Below are 16,648 nucleotides of genomic sequence, written 5' to 3' on the forward strand. Positions count from 1 at the left end.
GACCCGTCGCTGCGAATGCCGCGCATTGTAGCCGCAAGGAAGCTGCGTGACACCCTCAGCGCGGGTGTCCCGGACGATGGGCCGAGCGACGGATCAGGCCGATCACCGGCAGCAGACCGACCAGCACCAGGGTCAGGGCCGGCAGCGAGGCCCGTGCCCATTCGCCCTCGCTGGTCATCTCGAACACCCGCACGGCCAGGGTGTCCCAGCCGAACGGGCGCATCAGCAGGGTCGCCGGCATCTCCTTCAACACGTCGACGAACACCAGCAGGGCGGCGCTGAGCGCACCGGGCACCAGCAGCGGCAGATACACCTTGAAAAACAATCCCGGCCCGGCGACCCCGAGGCTGCGTGACGCCTCCGGCAACGACGGGCGGATCCGCTCCAGGCTGCTTTCCAGCGGGCCATAGGCCACGGCGATGAACCGCACCAGGTAGGCCAGCAGCAGGGCCGACAGGCTGCCCAGCAACAATGGCTTGCCCGCCCCGCCCAACCATTGCGACAGCGGCACCACCAGCTGGTTGTCCAGGTAGCTGAACGCCAGCATGATCGATACGGCCAGCACCGAACCCGGCAAGGCATAGCCGAGATTGGCCAGGCCGACCCCGGCACGGATGGCCGTGGTCGGTGCCTGGCGCCGGGCGAAGGCCATCAGCATGGCCACGCTGACCGTGATCAGCGCCGCCATGGCGCCGAGATACAGGGTGTGCATGACCAGGCCGAGGTAGCGCTCGTCCAGGTCATGCCGGCCCCGCTGCCAGAACCACGCCAGCAACTGCAGCATCGGGATGACGAAGGCGCAGGCGAACACCAGCAGGCACCAGCCGCTGGCGGCCAGGGCCTTCACGCCCCGCAAGTGATACAGCGCCTGGCCCCGTGGTCGCTCGTTACCACTGCGGCTGGCGCCCCGGGCACGACGCTCGCCATACAGCACCAGCATCACCGCCAGCAGCAGCAGGCTGGCCAGCTGCGCCGCGCTGGACAGGCTGAAGAAGCCGTACCAGGTCTTGTAGATGGCGGTGGTGAAGGTGTCGAAGTTGAACACCGCCACCGCGCCGAAGTCGGCCAGGGTCTCCATCAGTGCCAGGGCGATGCCGGCGCCGATGGCCGGGCGTGCCATGGGCAGGGCCACCCGCCAGAACGCCTGCAACGGCGACAGCCCGAGCACCCGCGCGGCCTCCATCAGGCCCTTGCCTTGGGCCAGGAATGCGGTGCGCGCCAGCAGGTAAACGTAGGGATAGAACACCAGCACCAATACTGTGATCACCCCGCCGGTGGAACGTACCCGTGGCAGGCGCATGGGCCCGAACACCTCGCGCAGCGCCGTCTGCACGGGGCCTGCGAAGTCCAGCAGGCCGACGAAGACGAACGCCAGGACATAGGCGGGAATCGCGAACGGCAGCATCAACGCCCAGTCCAGCCAGCGCCGACCGGGGAATTCACAGAGGCTGATCAGCCAGGCCAGGCTCACCCCCAGCACGGTCACGCCGACGCCAACGCCGACCACCAGCGTGAGGGTGTTACCCAGCAGGCGGCCCATCTGGGTGTCGAGCAGGTGCGACCAGATCTGCATATCGACCGATTGCCAGGACAGCAGCAGGACACTCAGCGGGAGCAGGACCAGGGCGGCGGTCAGGGAGACCGGCAGGTACCAGCGGCGTTGGGGGGTGTGAGGCAAATCGAAGGTCTCGATGGCTGGGCGATAGCATCGCGGGGCAAGCCCGCCCCCACGTCTGCATGGTTCGTGGGAGCGGGCTTGCCCCGCGATTGGTTCTCAAGGATAAGGCGACAGGCTCAGTTCCAGCCAGCCCGGTCCATCAGGCGAATGGCTTCGGCCTGGCGCTTGCCGGCGACTTCCACCGGAATGCTGTCGGCCTTGAAGCTGCCCCAGGCCGCGACTTCCGCAGAAGGCTTGACCTTCGGATTGGCCGGGAACTCCTGGTTGATGTCGGCGAACAGCTTCTGCGCCTCTTCGCCGGTCATCCACTCCACCAGTTTCTTCGCCGCTTCCGGATGCGGTGCGTGCTTGGTCAGGCCGATGCCCGACAGGTTGACGTGCACGCCGCGATCAGCCTGGTTGGGCCAGAACAGCTTCACCGGCAGGTCGGGTTTCTCCTTGTGCAGGCGCCCGTAGTAGTAGGTGTTGACGATGCCCACGTCGCACTGGCCGGCGGCAATGGCCTGGAGCACCGCGGTGTCGTCGGAGAACACATCGGTGGACAGGTTGTTGACCCAGCCCTTGATCAGCTTCTCGGTCTCGGCCTCGCCGTGGTTCTCGATCAGCGTGGCGGTCAGCGACTGGTTGTAGACCTTCTTCGCCGTGCGCAGGCACAGGCGGCCCTCCCAGTGCTTGTCGGCCAGAGCCTCGTAAGTGGTCAGCTCCGCCGGTTTGACCCGGTCGGTGGAGTAGGCGATGGTCCGCGCGCGCAAGCTCAGGCCGGTCCAGTCATGGGACGAGGCACGGTACTGCGGCGGGATATTCTGGTCGATGACCGCCGACTTGATCGGCTGCAGGATGCCCATCTGCTCGGCCTGCCAGAGGTTGCCGGCATCGACGGTGAGCAGCAGGTCGGCCACGCCGTTCTCGCCCTCGGCCTTGATGCGCTGCATCAACGGAGCTTCCTTGTCGGTGATGAACTTGATCTTGACGCCGGTCTTGGCGGTATAGGCGTCGAACACCGGTTTGATCAGCTCGTCGATGCGCGAGGAGTACACCACCACCTCATCGGCCGCCTGGGCGGTGCCGCCGAAGAGAGTGAGGGCCAGGGCGGCCATTAGGGGCTTGCGGGGCAACATCGGGGGACTCCTCGCTGGGTTGAGAGGTGTAAATGGTAGTGAATCCCATTTTCCTGCTCATCTGCTTAGCCGTTACCGGATGTTGCAAGGAGCCGCTGCGCAGTCCTTTCACCGGCAAGCCGGCTCCCACAATGTCAGCGGCCCATCGATATCAGGCCCTGGCCAGCGCCGGCAAATCCCCGGACAACCCCAGCGCCTGGCGCACGAACAGCGCCTTGGCCTCGGGCATCTGCTCAACCAGCTTCAAGCCGCTGTTGCGCAGCCAGCGCAAGGGCAGCGGATTGGCCTGGAACAACCGCTCGAAGCCTTCCATCGCCGCCATCAACGCCAGGTTGTGCGGCATGCGTCGCCGCTCGAAACGGCTCAGCACCTTCACATCGGCCAGGCGCTCGCCACGCTCGCAGGCGCGGACCAGTTCCTCGGCCAGCACCGCGGCATCGAGAAAGCCCAGGTTGACCCCCTGCCCGGCCAACGGGTGAATGGTGTGGGCGGCATCGCCGATCAGCGCCAGCCCCTCCTCCACGTAGCGCTTGGCATGGCGCTGGCGCAGCGGCACGCAGACCCGCGAATCCGCCTCCAGCACATCGCCCAGACGCCCCTCGAACGCCCGTTCCAGTGCCTGGCGGAAGCTCGCGTCGTCCATCGCCATGGCCTGCTCGGCCTGCTCTGGGGTGGTCGACCAGACGATCGAGCACCAGTCCTGGCGACCATCGCGGCTGAGCGGCAGGAATGCCAGCGGGCCTTCGTCGGTGAAACGCTGCCAGGCCGTGGCCCGGTGCGCCTCGCTGCAGCGCACGCTGGTGACGATGGCGTGGTGCAGGTAATCCCATTCACGGGTCGCGCAGCCGGCCAGGCGGCGTACCGCCGAGTTGGCGCCATCGGCTGCGATCACCAGCGGCGCGCGCAGCTTGCGGCCATCGGCCAGGGTCAGCAGCCACTCATCGCCGGAGCGGCGCAGCTGCTCCAGGCGGGCGTTGGCCAGCAGCCCGACATCGCTGTCGTGCAGGCGCTCCAGCAGGCCGTCCTGGACCACGCGGTTCTCGACGATGTGACCCAGCACCTCGGCATGCACGCTGGCCGCGGAGAAATGGATCTCGCCAGTGCCGCTGCCGTCCCAGACGTGCATGTCCGAATACGGCGAGACACGGCGACGGGCGATACCGTCCCAGGCCCCGAGGCGCTCGAGAATGCGCTGGCTGGCCGCCGACAGGGCGCTGACCCGCGGCTCGAAAGGTGCCTCGCCGTCAAACGGCTTGACCGTCATCGGCCCGCCGTCGAGCAGGAGCACCTCCAGGCCACTGTGGCGCAAGGCCAAGGCCAGGGCGCTGCCGACCATACCGGCACCGACAATCAACAGATCTGCGCGCATTTCCATGCCTTACGCCTGCCTCGCTTGCGGCTTTAGCCGCACGTATAGGGTTTTGTCGACCCGCGCCACCAGCTCGCCGGCGCCATCGCGGATCTCCACCTGCAACCGTGGCAGGTATTTCTTGCCGCTGGCGGTCTGCTGGCGGATCTCGTCCAGCAGCGCGTCGTCGACGTGGAACTCGGCATATACCGGGCCCTTGCCCGGGGTGATGAAATCGATGCTGGCGGCCTTGTCCCAGACGATGTAGTCACGCCCCAGCTGCTCGATCAGCAGCAGCATGTAGAACGGGTCGACCATCGCGTACAGGCTGCCACCGAACTGGGTGCCGACGTAGTTGCGATTCCACCGCGTCAGCTTCATGCGCACCTTGACGCTGCGCATGTCCGGGCTGATTTCCTGGATATGGATGCCGGCGCCCAGGTAGGGCGGGTAGAAGTTCAGCAGCCAGCGCAGCATCCGCGCCCGCCGTGCGAGCCTGCGCGCCGCGCTCATGGGCGACCTCGCGGGTCGGGGCGGGTGCCCAGGCCCATGGCCTGGCGGGCGAACCAGCTTTTCGCCGGTGGCAGCAGGTCCAGGCCGAGCAGGCCGAGGTTGCGCCCGGCCGCCAGCAGCGGCTGACTGCTGCCGAACAGGCGGGTGACCTGGTCGGAGAAGCCGATGGTCAGGGCCTGGTCGAGGCGCTGGCGCTGGTGGTATGCCTGCAGCGTGGCCAGGTCGCCCGGCAACGCCGGGCCGGCCAGCAGGGCGTCCGCCAGCGACTGCACGTCGCGCAGCGACAGGTTGAAGCCCTGGCCGGCGATCGGGTGCAGGCTGTGGGCGGCGTTGCCCAGCACCACCAGGTGCGGGCGTACCTGCTCCTCGGCCTCGACCAGCGACAGCGGATAGAGATGGCGGGCACCGACCTGGCGCAAGGCGCCGAGGCGGTAACCGAAGGCCTCCTGCAATTCACGCAGGAAGCTGCGCTCGTCGAGCTCGGCCAGGCGCCTGGCGTCCATCCCCTGGCGGGTCCAGACCAGCGCGCAGCGGTTGTCCGCCAGCGGCAGCAAGGCCATCGGCCCTTGTTCGGTGAAGCGTTCGAACGCCTGGCCGGCGTGGGCTTCGCCCGGGGTGATGTTGGCGATCAGCGCGCTCTGGTCATAGGGCGTGTTGCGCACATGGATGCCCAGTTGCTCGCGCAGGCCCGAACGACCACCATCGGCCAGCACCGCCAGGTCGCATTCCAGCGAGGTATCGTCGTCCAGCTGCAAGCGATAGCCGCCGGCAATAGCCTGCATCGCCTGCACCTGCGCCGGGCAGCGCCAGCTGATCACTTCGTCGTCGATGGCCTGCCACAGGCACTGGCCAAGCCAGGCGTTCTCGACCACGTAGCCGAGAGCCGGCACGCCTTCTTCCAGGGCGTCGAGGCGGGTGGCGCCGAAGCGGCCGCGGTCGGACACCTGGATCTGCCGGATCGGCTCGGCGCGGCGGCTGATGGCCTGCCACAACCCAAGGCGCTCGTAGATCTGCCGGGTGCCGTAGGACAGCGCCGAGGAACGTGCGTCATAGCTGGGCTGGAAGCTGTCGCCGGGCGCGAACGGCTCGATCAGCAGGATCTTCCAGCCACGGGCCTTGGCCGCGCCCTGCAGCGTCAGGGCCAGGCTCGCGCCGACCAGGCCGCCACCGATGATCGCCAGGTTGACCCGGTTCATGCGGCGTCCTTGCGGGCGTCTCGCATCAGCGCCTCGATCTCGGCGACCGTGCGTGGCACGCCTGAAGTCAGGATTTCACAGCCTTGTCTGGTCACCACCACGTCGTCCTCGATCCTTACCCCGATGCCGCGCCATTTCTTCGCCACCGCCTGGTTGTCGGCAGCGATGTAAATGCCAGGCTCGACGGTCAGCGCCATGCCCGGCTCGAGCACGCGCCACTGGCCACCGACCTTGTATTCCCCCACATCGTGCACATCCATGCCCAGCCAGTGTCCGGCGCGGTGCATGTAGAAGGCGCGGTAGGCCTCGCTGTCGATCAATGCCTGCACCTCGCCCTTGAGCAGCCCCAGCGCCACCAACCCTTCGGTGATCACCCGCACGGTCGCCTCGTGGGCGTGGTTCCAGTGCTTGCCCGGGGCGATCTCGGCGAACGCCGCGGCCTGGGCCGCGAGCACCAGCTCATAGATGGCTTTCTGTTCCGGCGAGAACCGCCCGCTGACCGGGAAGGTGCGGGTGATGTCGCTGGCGTAGCAATCGATCTCGCAACCGGCGTCGATCAGGACCAGGTCGCCGTCCTTGAGCGGCGCGTCGTTCTGCTGGTAGTGCAGGATGCAGCCATTGCGCCCGGCGGCGACGATCGAGCCGTAGGCCGGCATCTTCGCCCCGCCCTTGCGGAACTCGTAGTCCAGTTCGGCTTCCAGGCTGTACTCGTGCAGTCCGGGGCGGCAGGCCTGCATGGCGCGTACGTGGGCCCGGGCGGAAATCGCCGCGGCCTCGCGCATGACCTTCACTTCCGCCGCCGATTTATACAGGCGCATGTCGTGCAGCAGATGATCCAGGGCAACGAACTCGTTCGGCGGCTGGGCGCCGAGGCGGGCCTTGGAACGGATCACGTTGATCCACTCCATCAGCCGGCGGTCGAACTCCGGGTTGCTGCCCATGTTGCTGTAGACCCGCTCGCGCCCTTCGATCAGGCCCGGCAGGATCTCGTCGATATCGCTGATGGGGAAGGCGTCGTCGGCGCCGAAATCGCGCACCGCGCCTTCCTGGCCGGCGCGCAGGCCGTCCCACTGCTCGCGTTCGGGATTGCGCTCGCGGCAGAACAATACGTACTCGCCATGCTCGCGCCCCGGAATCAGGGCGATCACCGCCTCGGGTTCAGGAAAGCCGCTCAGGTACTGGAAATCGCTGTCCTGGCGGTAGACATGCTCGACGTCGCGGTTGCGGATGGCAACCGCGGCCGCCGGCAGGATGGCGATACTGTTGGGGACCATCTGCGCCATCAGCGCCTTGCGCCGACGCGCGTACTCCGCCTTGGGTATGTGGCTCATGGGCAAACGACCCCGTTCAGATCAGTGCAGCGATGGCTTTGGCGCGGGCGCTTGCGGCTTGGCCAGCTCCGTGTACAGCAGCAGCGGGGCGACGCGCAGGTACTCCATGACTTCCATGTAGTCGCTCTCGCCGTCCTCGGACTCTTCCAGCGCTTCCTGGACCTGGGAAATGGCCACCAGGTCCTGGAGCACTTCCTTGGCATCGGTGGACAGGTCCTTGCCGCCGGCGTTCAGGCCGAAACCGGTGATGAAGCCCTGGCACCACTGACCCAGTGCAGTGGCACGGTCGGCCAGCGCGGCGTCGTCGGAAGGCAGCAGCAGGACGATGGCGACGTCCTCGCCGGTCAGCTCGGCCTTGACCATCTCTTGCAGGCCGACCAGGGCGTTGCGCACCGAGTCACCGGGCTCGGTCTCGAGCAGCTGGGCGGCGTCGGCCAGCCAGGCATCGGCATCGAAGCCGGCGCCGGCGCAGCTGCGGCCGATCAGCAGGCCATGCAGCTCGGCGGGAGTGACAGGGTGGCCATTGCTCGAAAGCAACATGGCGAAGGCGATGTAGGGCGATTGGGTATTGGGCATGGGCAGCTAGGCGCCAGACGGCGCAATGACTAGAATGGAGACCTTGTATCCTAGCACCGGCAGGCGCGCCAAGACCATCGGCACTGGCCGTCGCGCCCTTGGGGCAGGCATGATCGTCAGGCGAGTCAAGGAATCGAGTGCAACCCATGCAAGAGAACGACCTGCAAGCGCTGATGGGCCGGTTCGAGTTGCTGATCGAACGGGTCGAGCAACTAAAGCGGCAAAATGCACTCTTAGTAGCTCAGGAACGAACCTGGCGCGAGGAGCGCGCCCACCTGATCGAAAAGAACGAGATCGCCAAACGCAAGATCGAATCGATGATCCTGCGCCTCAAGGCCCTGGAGCAAGACTCATGAGTTCAAGCAATAGCGTCACCGTCCAGATCCTCGACAAGGAATACTCGATCATCTGCCCGCCCGAGGAGCGCAACAACCTGGTCGGCGCCGCCCGTTACCTGGACGGCAAGATGCGCGAGATCCGCAGCAGCGGCAAGGTGATCGGTGCCGACCGCATCGCCGTGATGGCCGCGCTGAATATCACCCACGAGCTGCTGCACCGCCAGGAACGCCCCGAAGTGACCAGCGGTGGCACCACCCGCGAGCAGGTGCGCGACCTGCTGGAGCGGGTCGACCAGGCCCTGTCCGACGATCCGGTTAGCAAAAACGACTGAGATTGGTATACTGGCGCCACTCCCTGGGGGATGCGCCAGTCGGTTATGTCCCTGAGCCGATACGCACAACCACGGGGGTTGCACGCTGGGGCAGGTGTGCATGTCCGCCCGACGGAAAGCCTTAACGCCCCCTGCAATCTCCACCTTGAACTTTCGGGTTCAAGGGCTACACCGATAGCGGTCTTGTCGGGGAGCCTGCATTCAGAACTGCCCGCCTCCAACGGCGGGCTTTTCGTTTCTTCTGGGATCGCCCGTGCCATGACCGACACCGCGCCGCTTACCCGCCCCCAGCTTCGCCGTCTCCTGCGCAACGCTCGCCGCGCCCTCACACCCGCCCAGCAACGCCAGGCCGCCGAAGGCCTGTATCGCCAACTGGCGCAGGATCCGCTGTTCCGCCGCGCCCGGCATATCGCCCTGTACCTGCCCAACGACGGCGAGATCGACCCGCGCCTGCTGCTGCGCGAGGCGCACAAGCGCGGCAAGCGCGTCTACCTGCCGGTGCTCCACGCCTGGCCGCGCACGCGCATGGTGTTCCAGCGCTTCGAGGCCGGCGAGGCACTGCGCCCGAACCGGTTTCGCATCCTGGAGCCGGTGATCGAACGCAAGCGGCAACGGCCGATCTGGGCGCTGGACCTGATCCTGCTGCCGCTGGTCGGTTTCGACGAGGTGGGGGGACGCCTGGGCATGGGCGGAGGCTTCTATGACCGCAGCCTGGCCTACCAGGGCCGGCGCAAGGCGTGGAAAAAACCGCTGCTGCTGGGGCTGGCGCACGAATGCCAGAAAGTGGAGCGACTCAACCAGGCGAGCTGGGATGTACCGTTGCAAGGCACGGTCTCGGACCGTGGCTGGTACCTGGCGCCCAAGTGAGGCGCGCGAAGGGGAATCAGCGGTGCTGTTGCTGCGCCGGATCGACAGGCGCCTGCTGATAGGCGGCATCCAGCTTGCGTTCCCACAAACCTTGCGCGTAACCGGTGGTGACCACGCCCAGCCCGAAGATGAACGCCAGGATCCAGAGCAGGTCCGGTTTACGTTGTTTCATTGATTGCCCCCCAAGAACAACTGTCCAGGCTCGGCGGCTTTCTTGATGGCTGCCGGAGCGTATAGCTTAAAATCGGCGCATTTTCCGACAACATGAGCCGCCAGGCAAACGTTGACGCCAACCGACTGTCGGTTTCATGCAACGAGTTATTTCAAACTTTTTCAGGAGCAGCTTCCATGGCCTACTGGCTGATGAAATCCGAGCCCGACGAGCTTTCCATCGAAGCCCTGGCACGCCTGGGCAGCGCCCGCTGGGACGGGGTGCGCAACTACCAGGCGCGCAACTTCCTACGGGCCATGAGCGTAGGCGACGAGTTCTTCTTCTACCACTCCAGTTGCCCGCAACCGGGTATCGCCGGCATCGCCCGAATCAGCACCGCCGCCTACCCGGACCCGACCGCCCTGGATCCGCACAGCCACTACCACGACGCCAAGGCCAGCACCGAGAAAAACCCATGGAGCGCAGTGGATGTCGAGCATGTGCGGACGTTCCGCCAGGTACTCGGCCTGGGCCTGCTCAAGCAGCAGGCGGCGCTCGAGGAACTGCCCCTGGTGCACAAAGGCAGCCGCCTGTCGGTGATGCCGGTGACCGCCGGGCAATGGGCCGCGATTCTCGCGCTGAGCTGATTGTGCGGCTATTGTCAGGGGTTTGACCAATATCAACGCGCAAGGAAGCGCGTCGCGCCAGGATAAGGCGTGCCAGCCGCAGGATGCAGACCGATGAATCGAAAAGCCCCCAGAATCTTCGCCTCCGCCTTGGTATTGCTGTTGCTGGCGGCAGGCGGGCTGGGCTACTGGAAGTCCCTTCACGACCGCCTGCCCGAAGGCCTGAGCATGGGCAACGGGCGCCTCGAGTCCACCGAGGTGCAGATCGCCAGCAAGATCCCCGGGCGCCTGGCCGAGGTGCTGGTCGACGAAGGCGACAAGGTCACCCGCGGCCAGTTGCTGGCACGCATCGACACCCGCACGATGGAAGCCCAGCGCAGCCAGGCCGAGGCCGAAGTGCTGCGCGCCCGGGAGAACTACGCCGCTGCACAGGCCAGCGTGCAGTTGCGCCAGAGCGAGCTGTTGCTGGCCAGCCAGGAGCTCAAGCGGGTACGCGAGATCTACCAGCGCAAGTTCGCCAGCCAGCAGCTGCTCGACCAGCAGCAGGCCCGCTACGACACCGCCACCGCGGCCGTGGTCGCGGCCCGGGCCCAGCTGGCGGCGATCAAGGCCGCCATCGGCGCCGCCGAGGCCCAGGTCGCCCAGCTCGCCAGCGAAATCGACGACAGCAGCCTGCGCGCGCCCATCGACGGCATCATCCAACTGCGCCTGGCCGAGCCCGGCGAAGTACTCGGCGCAGGCGGCCGGGTGCTGATGCTGATCGACCCCAGCGACCAGTACATGAACCTCTACCTGCCCGCCGCCACCACCGGCCGGTTGACCGTCGGCGACCAGGCGCGGATCGTGCTCGACGCCCTGCCGGACAAGGCCCTGCCGGCCAAGGTGGCGTTCGTCGCGGCCAAGGCGCAGTTCACCCCGAAACAGGTCGAGACCCGCGATGAGCGGCAAAAGCTGGTGTTCCGGGTCAAGCTGCGCCTGACCGAACCGAGCGCCGTGCCCCAGGCCAAGCCGGGCATGCCCGGCGCCGGGTACGTGCGCACCGCCGACGTGGGCTGGCCGGCCAACCTGCAATGAACGCGGCGATCGCCCTGCGGGCCGAAGGGGTCAGCCACCGCTATGGCGACCTGCAGGCCCTGCACAGCCTCGCGTTCAGCCTGCCGGCCGGGACCCGCTGCGGCCTGATCGGCCCGGATGGCGCCGGCAAGTCGACCCTGCTCGGGCTGATCGCCGGGGTCAAGCGCCTGCAACAGGGCGAGTTGCAGGTACTCGGCGGCTCGATCCGCCAACGCCGCCACCGCACCGCGCTGTATCCCAAGGTCGCCTTCATGCCCCAGGGCCTGGGCAACAACCTGTACCCGGAGTTGTCGATCCGCGAAAACATCCGTTTCTTCGCCACCCTGTTCGGCCTGGGCCGCGCCGAATGCGAGCAGCGCATGACCAGCCTGCTGCGCGCCACCGACCTGGAGCGCTTCGCCGAACGCCCGGCCGGCAAGCTCTCGGGCGGCATGAAGCAGAAACTGGGGTTGTGCTGCGCGCTGATCCACGAACCGGACCTGCTTATCCTCGACGAGCCGACCACCGGCGTCGATCCACTGTCACGGCGGCGCTTCTGGGAGCTGGTCGAGCAGGTGCGCGCCCAGCGCCCGCAACTGACCCTGCTGGTGGCCACCGCCTACATGGAGGAGGCCGAGCAGTTCGAGCATTGCCTGATGCTCGACGCTGGCCGCCTGCTGGCTGCCGGCCTCAGCCGCGAACTGGCGGCGATTACGCCCAGCGGCAAGCTGGACGACGCCTTCACCCACTTCCAGGGCGCCGGACGACCACAGCCCGAGCCCCTGCGCATTCCGTCACGCCAGGCCGACGGCGGGCCGATTGCCATCGAGGCCCACGACCTTACCCTGCGCTTCGGCGACTTCACCGCGGTGAACAAGGTCAGCTTCGCCATCGGCCGCGGCGAGATCTTCGGTTTCCTCGGCTCCAACGGCTGCGGCAAGACCACCACCATGAAAGTGCTCACCGGACTGATGCCGGCCAGCGAGGGCAGCGCCAGTCTGCTTGGCCGCCCGGTGGATGCCGGCGACCTGGCCACGCGCAAGCGGGTCGGCTTCATGTCCCAGAGCTATTCGCTGTATGGCGAACTGAGCGCCCGACAGAACCTCGAACTGCACGCCCGCCTGTTCGACCTGGCCAAGGCCGACAGCGCGCCGCGCATCGCCGAGCTCATCGAACGCTTCGACTTAGGCGACATCGCCGACCAGCCGTCCGGCGCCCTGCCCCTGGGCCTGCGCCAGCGCCTGTCGCTGGCCGTGGCGGTATTGCACCGCCCGGAAGTGCTGATCCTCGACGAGCCGACCTCGGGTGTCGACCCGGCGGCCCGCGACGACTTCTGGCGCCTGCTGGTGGAGTTGTCCCGCGAGCAGGGCGTGACCATCTTCCTGTCCACCCACTTCATGAACGAGGCCCTGCGCTGCGACCGCATCTCGCTGATGCACGCCGGCCGGGTGCTGGCCTGCGACACCCCGCGGGCCCTGCAAGTCCAGTTCGGTGGCGACACCCTGGAAGACGCGTTCGTGCGTTGTCTCGAACAGGCCCAGGACGCGCCCCCCCAGACACAAGCCGACACCACGCTGGATCAGGCCGCTGCCCCAGCGCCCGCCCTGCGCCAGGCCTTCAGTCTGCGTCGCCTGCTGGCCGTAGCCAGCCGCGAAGGCAAAGAGCTGCTGCGCGACAAGGTGCGTCTGGCCTTCGCCCTGGCAGGGGCGTTGTTCATGATGGTGATCTTCGGCCATGGCATTTCGCTGGATGTGGAGAACCTCGCCTTCGCCGTGTACGACCAGGACCAGAGCCCCCAGAGCCGCGCCTACCTCGAGGCCTTCCGGGGCTCGCGCTATTTCGCCGAACAGGCGCCGATCCGCGATGCCCGCCAGTTGCACCAGCGTCTGCAACGCTCAGAGATCAAGCTGGCCCTGGAGATCCCGCCGGGCTTTGGTCGCGACCTGCATGCCGGGCGCCAGCCGGTGGTGGCTGCGTGGCTCGATGGCGGCATGCCGTTCCGCGCCGAGACCAGCCGCAACTACGTCGAGGCCGTGCACCAGGCCAACCTGGAGCAGCTGGCCGCCCTCGGCCCGCACCCGGTGGCGCGCCAGCAGCCGGTACGCCTGGAGACACGCTTTCGCTACAACCAGGACGTGGTCAGCGTGAACGCCATCGGCCCCGGCGTCATGGCGCTGATCCTGGCCTTCATCCCGGCCATGCTCACCGCGCTGGGCATCGTGCGGGAAAAGGAACTGGGCTCGATCACCAACTTCTACGCCACCCCGCTGACCCGCCTGGAGTTCCTGCTCGGCAAGCAGGCGCCCTACCTCGCGGTGAGCCTGGTCAACCTGGCGCTGCTGGTGGCGATGAACCGCTGGCTGTTCGGCGTGCCGCTCAAGGGCAGCCCGCTGGCCCTGGCCTGCGGCGGCCTGGCCTACCTGCTGGCGACCACCAGCCTGGGCCTGCTGATCTCGGCATTCACCCGCACGCAGATCGCGGCGATCCTCGGCACCATGATCATCACCAGCCTGCCTACCATCCAGTTCTCCGGCCTGATCGTGCCACGCTCGTCGCTGGACGGCGCAGCGGCGCTGATGGGCCAGCTGTTCCCGGCCGGCTACTTCCTCGACATCGCCGTCGGCACCTTCACCAAGGCCTTGGGCCTGCGCGAGCTGTGGCCGCAGTGCCTGGCACTGCTGGGCTTCTTCGCCGCCTTCACCGGGCTGAGCCTGGCCATGCTGAAAAAACAGGAGGCCTGAGATGAGCCGCCTCTCCCACACCCTGCGCCTGGGCCTGAAGGAACTCACCAGCCTGCGCCACGACAGCGTGTTGCTGCTGTTCCTGCTGTACGCCTTCAGCGTGGCGATCTACATGCCCGCCGCCGGCTCCGTGATCGGCGTGCACAACGCCAGTGTCGCGGTGGTCGATGAAGATCACAGCGCCGTCTCGCGCAAGCTCGCCGAGTCGCTGCAGCCGCCCGAATTCCAGCCCGCCGTAGCACTACCGGCAAATCGGCTGGACCAGGCCATGGACAGCGGGCAATACACCTTCGTGATCAATGTGCCGGTGAACTTCCAGGCCGACCTGCTGGCCGGGCGCTCACCAGAGCTGCAGGTCAACGTCGATGCCACGGCCATGAGCCAGGCCTTCATGGGGGCCGGCTACATCGGCCGGATCTTCGAACGCGAGCTGCTTGAATACGCAGGCCGCAGCACCAGCAGCCCGGCCCTGCTCAACCCGAAGGCGCTGTTCAACCCCAACCTCGAAGGCGGCTGGTTCCTGGCGGTGATCCAGATCGTCAACAACATCACCATCCTGGCCATCATCCTCACCGGCACCGCGTTGCTGCGTGAACGCGAGCACGGCACCCTCGACCACCTGCTGGTGCTGCCGCTGACAGCGCTGGAAATCATGCTGGCGAAGATCGCCAGCAACGCCCTGGTGGTGGTGGCCTGTACCTGGATATCGCTGGAAGTGGTGGTCAAGGGCGCCCTGGGCGTGCCGCTGGCAGGCTCGATGGGTCTGTTCCTGGGGGTGACGGCGCTGTACCTGTTCGCCAGCACGGCACTGGGCATCTTCCTCGCCACCCTGGCGCGCTCGACGCCGCAGTTCGGCCTGCTGGCGATCCCGGTGATCATCCCGATGCTGCTGCTGTCGGGGGGCAGCACGCCGCTGGACAGCATGCCGCAGTGGCTGCAGTGGGTCATGCAGGGCTCGCCCTCGACCCACTTCGTCAGCCTCGGCGCGGCGATCCTGTTCCGCGACGCCGGGCTGAGCGTGGTGTGGCCGGATGTGGCGGCCCTGGCAGCGATCGGCCTGGTATTCTTCGGCGTGGCTTTGGCGCGCTTTCGCCGCAGCCTCGCCGCCTGATCACTGCACGATCAGGTTGTTGAACAGCAGGTCCTCGACGATCGGCTTGCCCTCTTCGGACTCCATCACCTGCTGCACCTGCTTCAGGGCTTCCTGGCGCAGTTTTTCCTTGGCCTCGACGTTGCTCATGTTGTCCACGCCCTGCTGGGTGAACAGCGCCACCAGCTGGTTGCGGATCAGTGGCTCGTGGTGCTTGACCGCAGCGGCGGCGGCATCGCCGGTCACGCGCAGGGCGACGTCGGCCTTGTACACGCGCAGCTTGGGGCCGCCGTCGAGGGCGTAGTTGCCGACGAAGGGCGGGCTGAGGCTGATGTAGGCAACCTTGGGCTCGCCTTCCTTTTCCTCGGCCATCGCCGCCACCGGCAGCATCAGGGCCAGCACCATCAAGATCCACGCTTTCACGAATACGCTCCTCAATACAGTTGGCGCCAGCTTACCCAGCGCGCCGGCCAAACCCAAGCCCGGGCTTATGCCGGCTCATCAGGGCCGGCCATGCTCGTTGACCCTCGGGACGGCCCTCCTACACTTATCGGCCACCACACGCAAAGGAATAGCCCTGATGAAAGCCTTGTTGTGCAAAGCCCTGGGCCCGGCGCGGGACCTGGTCCTGGAAGAGGTCGCCAGCCCCACGCCCAAGAAGAACGAGATCCTCCTCGACGTGCACGCCGCAGGGGTCAACTTCCCCGACACCCTGATCATCGAGGGCAAGTACCAGTTCCAGCCGCCGCTGCCGTTCGCCCCGGGTGGCGAGGCGGCCGGCGTGGTGGCCGCGGTCGGCGAGAAGGCCGGCGCGTTCAAGGTCGGCGACCGGGTCATGGCCCTGACCGGCTGGGGCGCCTTCGCCGAGCAGGTGGCGGTGCCGTTCTACAACGTGCTGCCGATCCCGGCGGGCATGGACTTCAACACCGCCGCCGCGTTCGGCATGACCTACGGCACCTCGATGCACGCGCTGACCCAACGCGGCCAGCTCAAGGCCGGCGAAACCCTGCTGGTGCTCGGCGCCTCGGGCGGCGTGGGGCTGGCAGCGGTGGAGATCGGCAAGGCCCTGGGCGCGCGGGTGATCGCCGCAGCCAGCAGCGCCGAGAAACTGGCGATCGCCCAGGCCGCCGGGGCCGACGAACTGATCGACTACAGCCAGGCCAGCCTCAAGGATGAGATCAAGCGCCTGACCGGCGGCCAGGGCGTGGACGTGATCTACGACCCTGTCGGCGGCGCGCTGTTCGACCAGGCCGTACGCGGGCTGGCGTGGAACGGGCGGTTGCTGGTGGTGGGCTTTGCCAGCGGCACGATCCCGCAACTGCCGGTGAACCTGGCCCTGCTCAAGGGCGCGGCGGTGCTCGGGGTGTTCTGGGGCGCCTTCGCCCAGCGCCAGCCGGAAGACAACGCTGCCAATTTCCGCCAGCTGTTCGCCTGGCATGCCGAAGGCAAGTTGAAGCCGCTGGTGTCGCAGACCTTTGCACTGGCCGAGGGTGGCGCGGCGATCGAACGCCTGGCGCAGCGCCAGGCGGTGGGCAAGCTGGTGGTGATGATCCCGCGCTGACCGCTCAGGTCTCATCGCCTGCAAGCCGGCTCCCACAGTTTTACGCCGCGGTCATGGGAGCCGGCTTGCCGGCGACAGGGCCGACCCTGCAGTTCTTCTATTCATATTCCTAAACGGTAGTTCATAAAC

At 67.2% G+C, this 16,648-nt stretch carries 17 protein-coding genes and 1 other RNA gene; 9 read left to right on the forward strand and 9 right to left on the reverse strand.

The genetic code is table 11. From position 1 onward, the window contains the following. Positions 1-55: 55 nt before the first annotated feature. From ACVWZ5_RS04595 to ACVWZ5_RS04625, 7 genes are all read right to left on the reverse strand, one after another. Entirely contained in the window at positions 56-1,678 is a 1,623-nt protein-coding gene (locus ACVWZ5_RS04595) for an ABC transporter permease (protein WP_084941100.1), read from the reverse strand. 116 nt (positions 1,679-1,794) lie between these two features. Then, positions 1,795-2,796 (reverse strand): extracellular solute-binding protein, encoded by a 1,002-nt coding sequence (locus ACVWZ5_RS04600; RefSeq protein ID WP_062572481.1) that lies wholly within the window; start codon positions 2,794-2,796, stop codon positions 1,795-1,797. A 151-nt stretch (positions 2,797-2,947) separates the two neighbouring features. Continuing rightward, positions 2,948-4,165: a 2-octaprenyl-3-methyl-6-methoxy-1,4-benzoquinol hydroxylase gene (locus tag ACVWZ5_RS04605; protein ID WP_457340457.1), complete on the reverse strand. Its 1,218-nt coding sequence runs from the start codon at positions 4,163-4,165 to the stop codon at positions 2,948-2,950. Positions 4,166-4,174: 9 nt separating this feature from the next. Further along, entirely contained in the window at positions 4,175-4,657 is a 483-nt protein-coding gene (locus ACVWZ5_RS04610) for a DUF4442 domain-containing protein (RefSeq protein WP_062572480.1), read from the reverse strand. Further along, positions 4,654-5,853: a 2-octaprenyl-6-methoxyphenyl hydroxylase gene (gene ubiH / locus ACVWZ5_RS04615; RefSeq protein ID WP_062572479.1), complete on the reverse strand. Its 1,200-nt coding sequence runs from the start codon at positions 5,851-5,853 to the stop codon at positions 4,654-4,656. Before ubiH ends, ACVWZ5_RS04610 begins: the two co-directional genes overlap by 4 nt. Continuing rightward, positions 5,850-7,184, reverse strand: a complete 1,335-nt coding sequence (gene pepP / locus ACVWZ5_RS04620) for a Xaa-Pro aminopeptidase (protein WP_028688559.1) — start codon at positions 7,182-7,184, stop codon at positions 5,850-5,852. Before pepP ends, ubiH begins: the two co-directional genes overlap by 4 nt. Before the next feature lie 21 nt (positions 7,185-7,205). Then, positions 7,206-7,760 (reverse strand): YecA/YgfB family protein, encoded by a 555-nt coding sequence (locus ACVWZ5_RS04625; protein WP_028688560.1) that lies wholly within the window; start codon positions 7,758-7,760, stop codon positions 7,206-7,208. Between the two features lie 146 nt (positions 7,761-7,906). On the opposite strand from ACVWZ5_RS04625, the gene ACVWZ5_RS04630 reads away from it, so the two are divergent. The 4 genes from ACVWZ5_RS04630 to ACVWZ5_RS04645 all read left to right on the forward strand — a co-directional run bounded on the left by ACVWZ5_RS04630 (position 7,907) and on the right by ACVWZ5_RS04645 (position 9,297). After that, the gene (locus ACVWZ5_RS04630; protein ID WP_028688561.1) at positions 7,907-8,116 is read left to right on the forward strand and encodes a TIGR02449 family protein; all 210 of its coding nucleotides are present in this window, start codon (positions 7,907-7,909) and stop codon (positions 8,114-8,116) included. After that, complete coding sequence (locus tag ACVWZ5_RS04635) at positions 8,113-8,430, forward strand: cell division protein ZapA (RefSeq protein WP_028688562.1); 318 nt, start codon at positions 8,113-8,115, stop codon at positions 8,428-8,430. Before ACVWZ5_RS04630 ends, ACVWZ5_RS04635 begins: the two co-directional genes overlap by 4 nt. A gap of 17 nt (positions 8,431-8,447) precedes the next feature. Then, a non-coding RNA gene (ssrS, locus tag ACVWZ5_RS04640) (6S RNA) lies at positions 8,448-8,627 on the forward strand. A gap of 61 nt (positions 8,628-8,688) precedes the next feature. Beyond that, complete coding sequence (locus ACVWZ5_RS04645) at positions 8,689-9,297, forward strand: 5-formyltetrahydrofolate cyclo-ligase (RefSeq protein WP_028688563.1); 609 nt, start codon at positions 8,689-8,691, stop codon at positions 9,295-9,297. A gap of 16 nt (positions 9,298-9,313) precedes the next feature. Here the strand turns inward: ACVWZ5_RS04645 and ACVWZ5_RS04650 are convergent, their stop codons facing one another. Further along, the gene (locus ACVWZ5_RS04650; RefSeq protein WP_011536298.1) at positions 9,314-9,469 is read right to left on the reverse strand and encodes a hypothetical protein; all 156 of its coding nucleotides are present in this window, start codon (positions 9,467-9,469) and stop codon (positions 9,314-9,316) included. 176 nt (positions 9,470-9,645) lie between these two features. Between ACVWZ5_RS04650 and ACVWZ5_RS04655 the strand changes: the two genes are divergently transcribed. The 4 genes from ACVWZ5_RS04655 (at position 9,646) to ACVWZ5_RS04670 (ending at position 14,979) form a co-directional block, all read left to right on the forward strand. Then, positions 9,646-10,095: an EVE domain-containing protein gene (locus ACVWZ5_RS04655; RefSeq protein WP_062572478.1), complete on the forward strand. Its 450-nt coding sequence runs from the start codon at positions 9,646-9,648 to the stop codon at positions 10,093-10,095. Between the two features lie 93 nt (positions 10,096-10,188). Beyond that, positions 10,189-11,148, forward strand: coding sequence for an HlyD family secretion protein (locus ACVWZ5_RS04660; RefSeq protein ID WP_084941094.1), 960 nt, complete (start codon positions 10,189-10,191; stop codon positions 11,146-11,148). After that, positions 11,145-13,868 carry a ribosome-associated ATPase/putative transporter RbbA gene (gene rbbA / locus ACVWZ5_RS04665; protein WP_457340438.1) on the forward strand — a complete coding sequence of 908 codons (2,724 nt, stop codon included), beginning with the start codon at positions 11,145-11,147 and terminating at the stop codon, positions 13,866-13,868. Before ACVWZ5_RS04660 ends, rbbA begins: the two co-directional genes overlap by 4 nt. A gap of 1 nt (position 13,869) precedes the next feature. Continuing rightward, complete coding sequence (locus ACVWZ5_RS04670) at positions 13,870-14,979, forward strand: ABC transporter permease (protein ID WP_062359883.1); 1,110 nt, start codon at positions 13,870-13,872, stop codon at positions 14,977-14,979. On the opposite strand, the gene ACVWZ5_RS04675 is transcribed toward ACVWZ5_RS04670, so the two are convergent. After that, entirely contained in the window at positions 14,980-15,381 is a 402-nt protein-coding gene (locus ACVWZ5_RS04675) for a flagellar basal body-associated protein FliL (RefSeq protein WP_028688568.1), read from the reverse strand. It lies immediately after the preceding gene. A gap of 157 nt (positions 15,382-15,538) precedes the next feature. Between ACVWZ5_RS04675 and ACVWZ5_RS04680 the strand changes: the two genes are divergently transcribed. After that, a complete protein-coding gene (locus ACVWZ5_RS04680; RefSeq protein ID WP_062572475.1) occupies positions 15,539-16,519 on the forward strand; it encodes an NADPH:quinone oxidoreductase family protein in 981 nt (326 codons plus the stop codon). Positions 16,520-16,648 lie beyond the last annotated feature (129 nt).

It is taken from the genome of Pseudomonas sp. TE6283, from assembly GCF_054060555.1.

Coding starts and splice junctions, on each gene's coding strand:
- ACVWZ5_RS04600 (WP_062572481.1), bottom strand. CDS start 2,796: ATGTTGCCCCGCAAGCCCCTAATGGCCGCCCTGGCCCTCACTCTCTTC.
- ACVWZ5_RS04605 (WP_457340457.1), bottom strand. CDS start 4,165: ATGCGCGCAGATCTGTTGATTGTCGGTGCCGGTATGGTCGGCAGCGCC.
- ACVWZ5_RS04610 (WP_062572480.1), bottom strand. CDS start 4,657: ATGAGCGCGGCGCGCAGGCTCGCACGGCGGGCGCGGATGCTGCGCTGG.
- ubiH (WP_062572479.1), bottom strand. CDS start 5,853: ATGAACCGGGTCAACCTGGCGATCATCGGTGGCGGCCTGGTCGGCGCG.
- pepP (WP_028688559.1), bottom strand. CDS start 7,184: ATGAGCCACATACCCAAGGCGGAGTACGCGCGTCGGCGCAAGGCGCTG.
- ACVWZ5_RS04625 (WP_028688560.1), bottom strand. CDS start 7,760: ATGCCCAATACCCAATCGCCCTACATCGCCTTCGCCATGTTGCTTTCG.
- ACVWZ5_RS04630 (WP_028688561.1), top strand. CDS start 7,907: ATGCAAGAGAACGACCTGCAAGCGCTGATGGGCCGGTTCGAGTTGCTG.
- ACVWZ5_RS04635 (WP_028688562.1), top strand. CDS start 8,113: ATGAGTTCAAGCAATAGCGTCACCGTCCAGATCCTCGACAAGGAATAC.
- ACVWZ5_RS04645 (WP_028688563.1), top strand. CDS start 8,689: ATGACCGACACCGCGCCGCTTACCCGCCCCCAGCTTCGCCGTCTCCTG.
- ACVWZ5_RS04650 (WP_011536298.1), bottom strand. CDS start 9,469: ATGAAACAACGTAAACCGGACCTGCTCTGGATCCTGGCGTTCATCTTC.
- ACVWZ5_RS04655 (WP_062572478.1), top strand. CDS start 9,646: ATGGCCTACTGGCTGATGAAATCCGAGCCCGACGAGCTTTCCATCGAA.
- ACVWZ5_RS04660 (WP_084941094.1), top strand. CDS start 10,189: ATGAATCGAAAAGCCCCCAGAATCTTCGCCTCCGCCTTGGTATTGCTG.
- rbbA (WP_457340438.1), top strand. CDS start 11,145: ATGAACGCGGCGATCGCCCTGCGGGCCGAAGGGGTCAGCCACCGCTAT.
- ACVWZ5_RS04670 (WP_062359883.1), top strand. CDS start 13,870: ATGAGCCGCCTCTCCCACACCCTGCGCCTGGGCCTGAAGGAACTCACC.
- ACVWZ5_RS04680 (WP_062572475.1), top strand. CDS start 15,539: ATGAAAGCCTTGTTGTGCAAAGCCCTGGGCCCGGCGCGGGACCTGGTC.